We start from the raw sequence: 7069 nt of genomic DNA on the forward strand, positions 1-7069 counted from the left end.
CGGGGGCCGCGGTGTGTGCGGACCGGGTCCGCCCGCCGATCAGCTCGGCACGGCGGCCGACAGCAGTTTCTTCAGTGGCACACCGGGATCGGACAGTTCGGCCGGCCCCGGTCGTCTGCCGCGCGCGAACGCCGTGCGCAGCGCAAGGAAGTCGGCGGGCGAGTTGAGGCATTCGGCGGCGATCAGGGTGTCCTCGGCGAAGTACAGCGCCACCCGCCGCCTCGGCCGGTCCGGGTCGACGCGAAGTCGCATCGCGGTGTGCCCGCCCATCAACCCCACGATCTGGAGTTTCTGGTCGCCCTGATCGGACCAGAACCAGGGGGCGGGTCGTTCGGGCGCCGGCGCGCCGAGCAGGGTCGCCGCGGCGGCGTTGGCCTGTTCCACCGCGTTGTCCACCGATTCCAGGCGGTACCGCCCGCCCGCGGGCGAGTGGTGCACCGTGCAGTCGCCGATGGCCAGGGTCCAGCCGTCGGAGGCCAGGCAGCGCTCGTCGACGATGATTCCGTCCGCACACGCCAGGCCGAGTTGGCCTGCCAGCTCGGTGCGCGGCTCGGCGCCGACGCCGAGCAGGACGGTGGCGGCGGGGATCTCGCGGCCGTCGGCGAGCCGGACCCCGCGCACCCCGGATTCGTCGTGCACGATCTCGCTGGGCACGGTGGCGAGCAGCACCTCGGTGCCCATGGCCCGGTGGGCCTCGAGCAGCGTCCGCGCGGTCTCCTCACCGACCGCGCGAGCCAGCAGCCGTGGACCCGCTTCCACCACGGTGACCTCGGCCCCGAGCGCTCTGGCCGTGGCCGCCACCTCCAGCCCGATGAAGCCACCGCCGATCACCACCATCGGTCCGGCCGCGACCCGCCCGGCCAGGGACTTGGCGTGGTCGAGCTCGCGCAGCACGAGGACGTCGGGATGCTCGGAACCGGGCAGGCGCGGGCGGCGGGCGGCAGCCCCGGTGGCCAGCACCAGACGGTCGAAGCGCCGGGTCCGGCCGTCCGCGAGGCGGATCACGACACCGTCGCCGGTGCGCTCGACCCGCGCCACGCCGACCCCGATGAGCAGCTCGATGTCCTGGTCACGGTAATGGCCAGGATCGCGCAGCAGCAACGACTCCTCGGTCGCGGCGCCCTTCAACCAGGCCTTCGACAGCGGGGGACGCTGATACGGCAGGTACGGCTCGTGGGAGACGAGGGTGATCTCGCCCCGGTACCCCTCGGCCCGGAGCCGATCGGCGAACTGCACTCCGGCATGTGAGGCCCCGACCACCACGACACTGCGTGGTGGCCGGGCCCCGCAGGTGTCCTGATCCACCGTCATCGCTCAGACCTGCGTCTCGGGGACGGTCACGTGCAGATCGTCGGCTCCCTCGGCGAGGAGGAGCTGGCACGACAGCCGGGAGGTGTCCGCACGGTCCGAGGAGGTGCACTCCAGCATGTCGTCCTCGTCCTCGCCGGGCTCGGGAAACCGCCCGGCCTCGGCGGGATCGAGATAGACGTGGCAGGTCGCGCACGACAGCGTGCCGCCGCACTGCCCGACGATGCCTTTCACGCCGTTCTTGACGGCGGTCGCCATCACCGAGTCGCCCACGGCGCCGTCGACGACCTTCACCTCGCCGCCGGGCTGGGTGTAGAACACTTTGGGCATCGGCGCTCTCCTACCAGGTGACCGGCAGGTGCGTGATCGGCTGGGTGAGATTGCTGTGGTCGATGACGATCTCGCCGTCCAGCTTCAGATTCGGCAGCCGCTTGAACAACTCGGCCAGCGCGATCTGCATCTCCATCCGTGCCAGCGGCGCGCCGAGGCAGTGGTGCAGGCCGTAGCTGAGGGTCAGGTGCAGGTTGGTCTCGCGGCGGATGTCGAAGACCTCGGGACGCTCCATGGCGATGCCGTCGTGGTTGACCGAGCCGGGGTCGACCAGCACGGCCTCGCCCTTCGCGATCAGCTGGCCGTCCAGCTCCACGTCCTCGGTGGCCACGAAGGGCACGAGGCCGCCGCCACCGGCGACCTTGTCGCCCAGCGGCATCCGGCCGTGGCGCAGGATCTCCTCGACCGCCGTCGGGGCGACCGCGTCGGGGTCCTCGAGGAAGACGGCCAGCTGGTCGGGATTGCGCAGCAGGGCCAGCACGCCGGACCCGATGAAGGTGGCGGTGTTGTCGAAGCCCGCGATCACCAGCAGCAGGGCGATGGGCATGATCTCGCCGTCGGTGAGCGTCTCGTCCTTGTCGCGGGCGTTGGCCAGATCGCTGAGCAGATCCTCGCGCGGGTTCTTCCTGCGCTCCTCGATGAGCGCCATGATGTACATGACCAGTTCGGTCATGTTGGCGGTGACTTCCTCCTCGGTCATGCCGGACACCGCCAGGGTCGCCGAACTCCACTTCTGGAACTTCGGCCGGTCCTCGGGCGGCACACCGAGCAGGTTGGCGATCATCTGGATCGGCAGCGCGACCGCGTAGTCGTCGACCAGGTTGGTGGGAGCGCCCTTCTCGATCATCCGGTCGATGAGCTCGTTGGCGAACTCCACCGCGGAATCCCGCATGGCCTTGACCCGCTTGGGCGAGATCGAGCGCTGGACCAGCTTGCGCAGCTTCGTGTGATGCGGCGGGTCCTCGAATTGCAGTGTGGTCTTGAGGAAGTCGGGGAAATCGAGGAAGTACGGGACCACCCGCTCACCGGTGCGGAAGGGCTCGCGGACGAATCGGCCGTCGCCCAGCATCTCCCGCGCCGCGGAGTTGCGGTGGATGACCCAGACGTCGCCGCCGTAGGGCATCGTCATCTTGGTCATGGGTCGTTCGGCGGCGATCGCGCGATAACGGGCCACCGCGTCGGCGGGCGGCACCGGGGGGAACGGATAGTCGGTGGGGACAGCCGTCTCGGTTGTGCTCATGACAGACTCCAGTCGTAGCGGTTCGGCGGTGGATTCAGGAGACCGGCATCTGGGCCGGGGCGACCACCTGCGGAAGCGCTTCGGGGGTGATCGCCATGATCTGCTCGAACTGCTCGGCGACCGTCTCCACGGTCAGACCGGGGTCGTGGATGCCGACGGTGTTGACCAGCGCCAGCCGGTTGACGATGCCGCCCGCCACGTTGAACACCTCACCGGTGACCTGGCAGGACGGGTGCAGCAGGTAGGCCGCGACCGGCGCGACATGCTCGGGCAGCAGCGCCGTGCGCATGTACTCCATGATCTCCGGCGAGAGCGTGTCGGCCGAGGCCTCGGCCATGCGGGTGCCCGCGCCGGGCGCGATCGCGTTGACCTTGATGCCCGCGGCCAGACCCTCCAGCGCGAGGTTGCGGGTCAGGCCGAACACCGCGCCCTTGGAGCCGCCGTAGTGGGCCATGCCGGGATTGCCGAGCATCGCCTGGGAGATCGTGTTCACGATCCGCGGATTCTCCGCCTTCAGCAGGTGCGGCCAGGCCGCCCGGCAGACCCGCAGCGTGCCGAAGTAGTGGACGTCGAGATGACGCTGGTACTCCTCGTCCGGCACCTGGTCGAAGGGAGCCGTGCGGACGATGCCCGCGTTGTTCACCACGCCGGTGAGGCCGCCGAAGGCAGAGACCGCGGCGTCGATCAGGGCGCGAGCGCCGTCCTCGGTGGACACATCGGCGTTGCAGGCCACGGCCTTTCCGCCCGCGGCGGTGATCTCGGCGACCACGTCGGCCGCCGGATCGTCGCCCTCCACGCCGGAGCCGTCGCTGCTCGCGCCCCGCTCGCCCACCCCCCCCGAGGCGCCGCGAGCGGCGAGCAGCAGGGCGTGGGCTCGGCCGATGCCGCGTCCGGCGCCGGTGACGACCACCACGCGATCACTGAAATCCAGTGTTGTCATTGTTCTTTCCTCGATTTCCTGGTCGTCACGGACCGGTCAGGGGCGGGTGTCGCCGCCGCGATGGGCCACCTCGGCCACCCAGATGGCGCCCTGGGCCTCACGGGCCGACTTCTCGAAGTCGAAGACCTCGAACCCGACGGTCATGTAGAGGGTGCCGCGGTCGGGGCCGCCGAGCAGGCAGGCCGAGGCGATGCCCTGCTCCAGCGGCAGCGCCACCGCGTCGGTGATGCCCGACTCGGTGAAGCGCGCGACGTAGCCGCCGCCGGGCATCGCCGCCCACACTCCGCCGTCGGCGTCGAGACCGATGCCGTCGGGCATGAAGGGGCAGGTGGCGAATTCGCGCGGGTTCGACAGGGTCCCGTCGGGAGCGCGGTCGATCACGGTGATCTTGAAGGCCATCACCTCGGCGACGTAGACCTTCGTGCCGTCGGCGCTGATGGCGATTCCGTTGCCGCACAACAGCGGCCCGACCTTCTCGGGGGTGCCGACGGTGCCGTCCGGCTCGACCACGATCAGCGGCGAGGTCACGGGCTCCTCCCCCTTGAACAGGTCGAAGCCCAGCTGGGTGACGTAGGCGCGGCCGTCGGCGTCGACGACCATGTCGTTGGCGGCGGCGAGGGTGAACGGGGACAGGTCGGCGTAGACGCTCAGATCGTCGGGGGCGCCGCCGTTGTGCACCAGCAGCAGCTTCTCGTGCATGGACACCACGATCAGGCGGCCGTCGGGCAGCCAGCCGAACCCGCCCAGCGTGATCGGCACGTCGGTGTGCGCGGCGCGGCCGGTCGCGTCGACGACGACCGTGGCGTTGCCGTCGGCGTCGAGCGTCTTGAGGGTTCCGGTGTACATGTCCGAGAACCAGAAGGCGCCCTCGTGCCACCGCGGGCACTCCGGCCAGGAGTATCCGCTCGAGACCTTGCGGGCCTCGAACGTCGTGGCGCCGGCGGCGGTGACGGCGGCAGCGACGGTGTCGACGGGATTGGTCATGATGTGGACCTTCCGGGAACGGTGACCGATGGAGCCCGCTGCGCGGGCGGCGGAGCCGGTGGGAGCGAGCGACTCACGCGTGAACTGGGTCACAGGGACTTGGCATGTCGAGACGATAGGGCCCGGCTCACGTGCCGGGAGACGGGCTCCCATTCAGCGGGAGACCAGCCGGGGCAGGGGCGGGAATCGCCCGCTCAGCGGGCATTTCCACCGATCCGCGCATCGTCGCGCGCACGGGCGGCGGCATGTCTGCCCGCCCTGCGGCCGAAGTAGGAGCCCGCGCCGAGCTGGGTGCCGCTGGCATAGCCCTTGCTGTCCTGGGCCAGGCTCGGCGCGCACGCGCCGGCCGCGTACAACCCGGCGACGATCGACCCGTCGGCGCGCAGCACCTGACCGTCGGCCGTGGTGCGCAGCCCGCCCAAAGTGAACCCGGCATAGGAGGCCGCGCCGAGGGAGAGATCGAAAGCCGCCCACGGTCCGCTGTCCTGCGGCTCCAGATACTCGGGCCGCTTGTGGAAGTCGGGGTCCTGCCCGAGCGCGGCGTGCTCGTTGTAGCGCGCCAACGTCTCGGTGAGGCTGCCCTCGGGCACGCGCAGCGCCGCCTCCATCTCGGCCACGGTCTCCCAGCCGTCGATGAACGGCACCAGCAGGAAGTCCCGCTTCTCCAGGTGCGCCTCGTCCACGATGAGATAGGCGCGGGCGCCGGGCTGTTCGAGGACGAAGCCCGCGGTGCGGGCGTGATAGGAGTCCTCGGCGACGAATCGCTTGCCGAGGGCGTTGACCACGATCCCGGTCAGGTGCCGAGCGGGAGGATAGATCGGCGCGGTGACGAAACACTGATCCATCTGCTCGACCGCACCACCCACCGACATGCCGAGCCGGATGCCGAGCCCGTCGTCGTAACTCGACCCGAGGGTGTAGGGCTTCTCGGCCAGCGCGGGCACGAACGCGCGCACCATCTCCGCGTTCATCACGAACCCGCCCGCCGCGAGCACGACCGAGCCCGCCCGGATGGCGCCCTGCTCACGGCCGCGCTTCCAGCGCACACCCGCCACCGCGCCGCTGTCCTCGCGCACCAGGTGCGTGGCGCCGGTCTCGTAGTCGATTCGGACGCCGAGTTCGGCCAGCCGCCGCACGAGCAGGTCGACGACCAGCGCCGCGCCTCCGGTGTCGCCTGCCACCGGAACCTTGTGTCCCCGTGGCGCCGGCGTCGCCAGCTCACAGAACGGCCAGACCTTCTCGTTGCCGGTGAACATCAGGCCTTCGGTCCCCGGCTGGATCACCGCCTTCTCCGGGTAGAAGCTGCGCTCGAACTCGAACCCCAGCGCCTCCAGCCAGTGGAAGTGCTCGACGCTGTCGCCGCAGTAGGCCCGGATCTTGGACACGTCGGGTCGCGGCGAGACGGCGGTGAGGTACTTCTGCATCTCCTCCGCCGAGTCGCTGTGGCCTGTCGCGACCTGCACCGGGGTGCCGCCGCCGAGGTAGAAGTGGCCACCGGCCATCGCCGACGTGCCGCCGGCGGCGGCCGCGCGTTCGAGCACGAGCACGCGCGCCCCCGCCGCCGCGGCTTCGGCGGCCGCGCAGCAGCCCGCGATGCCCGCCCCGATCACCACCACGTCGACCTCGTCCGACCACTCGCGCACCGTGTCGAGTGCCACCGCTTCGGGAGTATCCGCATTCATGCCGCAACAGTGACCCGCGACACACCCACGCACCAGAGCGTCTCCCGCCCAATGGAACACAGCACCCGCCGCGGGATCGCCGTCTGCTCCCCTTGGCCGTGACGGCCGAGCGCGCCGTCGAGAAAGGACGTCCCATGCCCACCGCCGCCCGCATCCGGTCAACGGTCACCGAATACGCCCGTCGCATCAGCACGGCCGGCTCCGCCGAGATCGCCGCGCTCTACGCCGAGAACGCCACCCTCGAAGACCCGGTCGGCGCCGAGGTGCGCGTGGGCAGGGAGGCGATCGCCGCCTTCTATCGCGGGCTCGACGGCGTGGACACCACGATGGAACTGCTGACACTGCGGATCGCCGGCGACACCGCGGCCTTCCACTTCCGGGTCACCACCGCACTGCCGAACGGCACCGTCACCATCGAACCGATCGACGTGATGACCTTCGACGAGCAGGGCCTGATCACCAGCATGCGGGCGATCTGGAGCGCCGACGACGTGGTGACCGGCTGACGCCCGGCGGACCCCCGGCGCGGACCCCCCCCCCCCGGGTGACCCCCCCCCCGCGGGGCGCCAGAGCCCGGCGGGGTGG

The 7069-nt window shown here is 70.8% G+C and carries 7 protein-coding genes; 1 reads left to right on the top strand and 6 read right to left on the bottom strand.

Annotated elements, in window-relative coordinates:
• Window positions 1-39 precede the first annotated feature (39 nt).
• From QH283_RS02255 to QH283_RS02280, 6 genes are all read right to left on the bottom strand, one after another.
• Window positions 40-1311 carry an NAD(P)/FAD-dependent oxidoreductase gene (locus QH283_RS02255; protein ID WP_280501356.1) on the bottom strand — a complete coding sequence of 424 codons (1272 nt, stop codon included), beginning with the start codon at window positions 1309-1311 and terminating at the stop codon, window positions 40-42.
• A gap of 3 nt (window positions 1312-1314) precedes the next feature.
• Window positions 1315-1638: a 2Fe-2S iron-sulfur cluster-binding protein gene (locus QH283_RS02260; protein ID WP_280501357.1), complete on the bottom strand. Its 324-nt coding sequence runs from the start codon at window positions 1636-1638 to the stop codon at window positions 1315-1317.
• Window positions 1639-1648: 10 nt separating this feature from the next.
• On the bottom strand, window positions 1649-2878 hold the full coding sequence (locus tag QH283_RS02265) for a cytochrome P450 (RefSeq protein ID WP_280501358.1): 1230 nt from the start codon (window positions 2876-2878) through the stop codon (window positions 1649-1651).
• Between the two features lie 34 nt (window positions 2879-2912).
• The gene (locus QH283_RS02270) at window positions 2913-3818 is read right to left on the bottom strand and encodes an SDR family NAD(P)-dependent oxidoreductase (RefSeq protein ID WP_280501359.1); all 906 of its coding nucleotides are present in this window, start codon (window positions 3816-3818) and stop codon (window positions 2913-2915) included.
• Window positions 3819-3854: 36 nt separating this feature from the next.
• Window positions 3855-4802 carry an SMP-30/gluconolactonase/LRE family protein gene (locus QH283_RS02275; RefSeq protein ID WP_280501360.1) on the bottom strand — a complete coding sequence of 316 codons (948 nt, stop codon included), beginning with the start codon at window positions 4800-4802 and terminating at the stop codon, window positions 3855-3857.
• Window positions 4803-4996: 194 nt separating this feature from the next.
• A complete protein-coding gene (locus QH283_RS02280) occupies window positions 4997-6484 on the bottom strand; it encodes an FAD-binding protein (protein WP_280501361.1) in 1488 nt (495 codons plus the stop codon).
• Between the two features lie 134 nt (window positions 6485-6618).
• Here QH283_RS02280 and QH283_RS02285 point away from each other — a divergent pair, with 134 nt between their 5' ends.
• Entirely contained in the window at window positions 6619-6990 is a 372-nt protein-coding gene (locus QH283_RS02285; protein WP_280501362.1) for a nuclear transport factor 2 family protein, read from the top strand.
• Window positions 6991-7069 lie beyond the last annotated feature (79 nt).

This window comes from Nocardia farcinica (assembly GCF_029867845.1).
Classification (GTDB): Bacteria; Actinomycetota; Actinomycetes; order Mycobacteriales; family Mycobacteriaceae; genus Nocardia; species Nocardia farcinica_A.

Coding starts and splice junctions, on each gene's coding strand:
- QH283_RS02255 (WP_280501356.1), bottom strand. CDS start 1,311: ATGACGGTGGATCAGGACACCTGCGGGGCCCGGCCACCACGCAGTGTC.
- QH283_RS02285 (WP_280501362.1), top strand. CDS start 6,619: ATGCCCACCGCCGCCCGCATCCGGTCAACGGTCACCGAATACGCCCGT.
- QH283_RS02265 (WP_280501358.1), bottom strand. CDS start 2,878: ATGAGCACAACCGAGACGGCTGTCCCCACCGACTATCCGTTCCCCCCG.
- QH283_RS02280 (WP_280501361.1), bottom strand. CDS start 6,484: ATGAATGCGGATACTCCCGAAGCGGTGGCACTCGACACGGTGCGCGAG.
- QH283_RS02275 (WP_280501360.1), bottom strand. CDS start 4,802: ATGACCAATCCCGTCGACACCGTCGCTGCCGCCGTCACCGCCGCCGGC.
- QH283_RS02270 (WP_280501359.1), bottom strand. CDS start 3,818: ATGACAACACTGGATTTCAGTGATCGCGTGGTGGTCGTCACCGGCGCC.
- QH283_RS02260 (WP_280501357.1), bottom strand. CDS start 1,638: ATGCCCAAAGTGTTCTACACCCAGCCCGGCGGCGAGGTGAAGGTCGTC.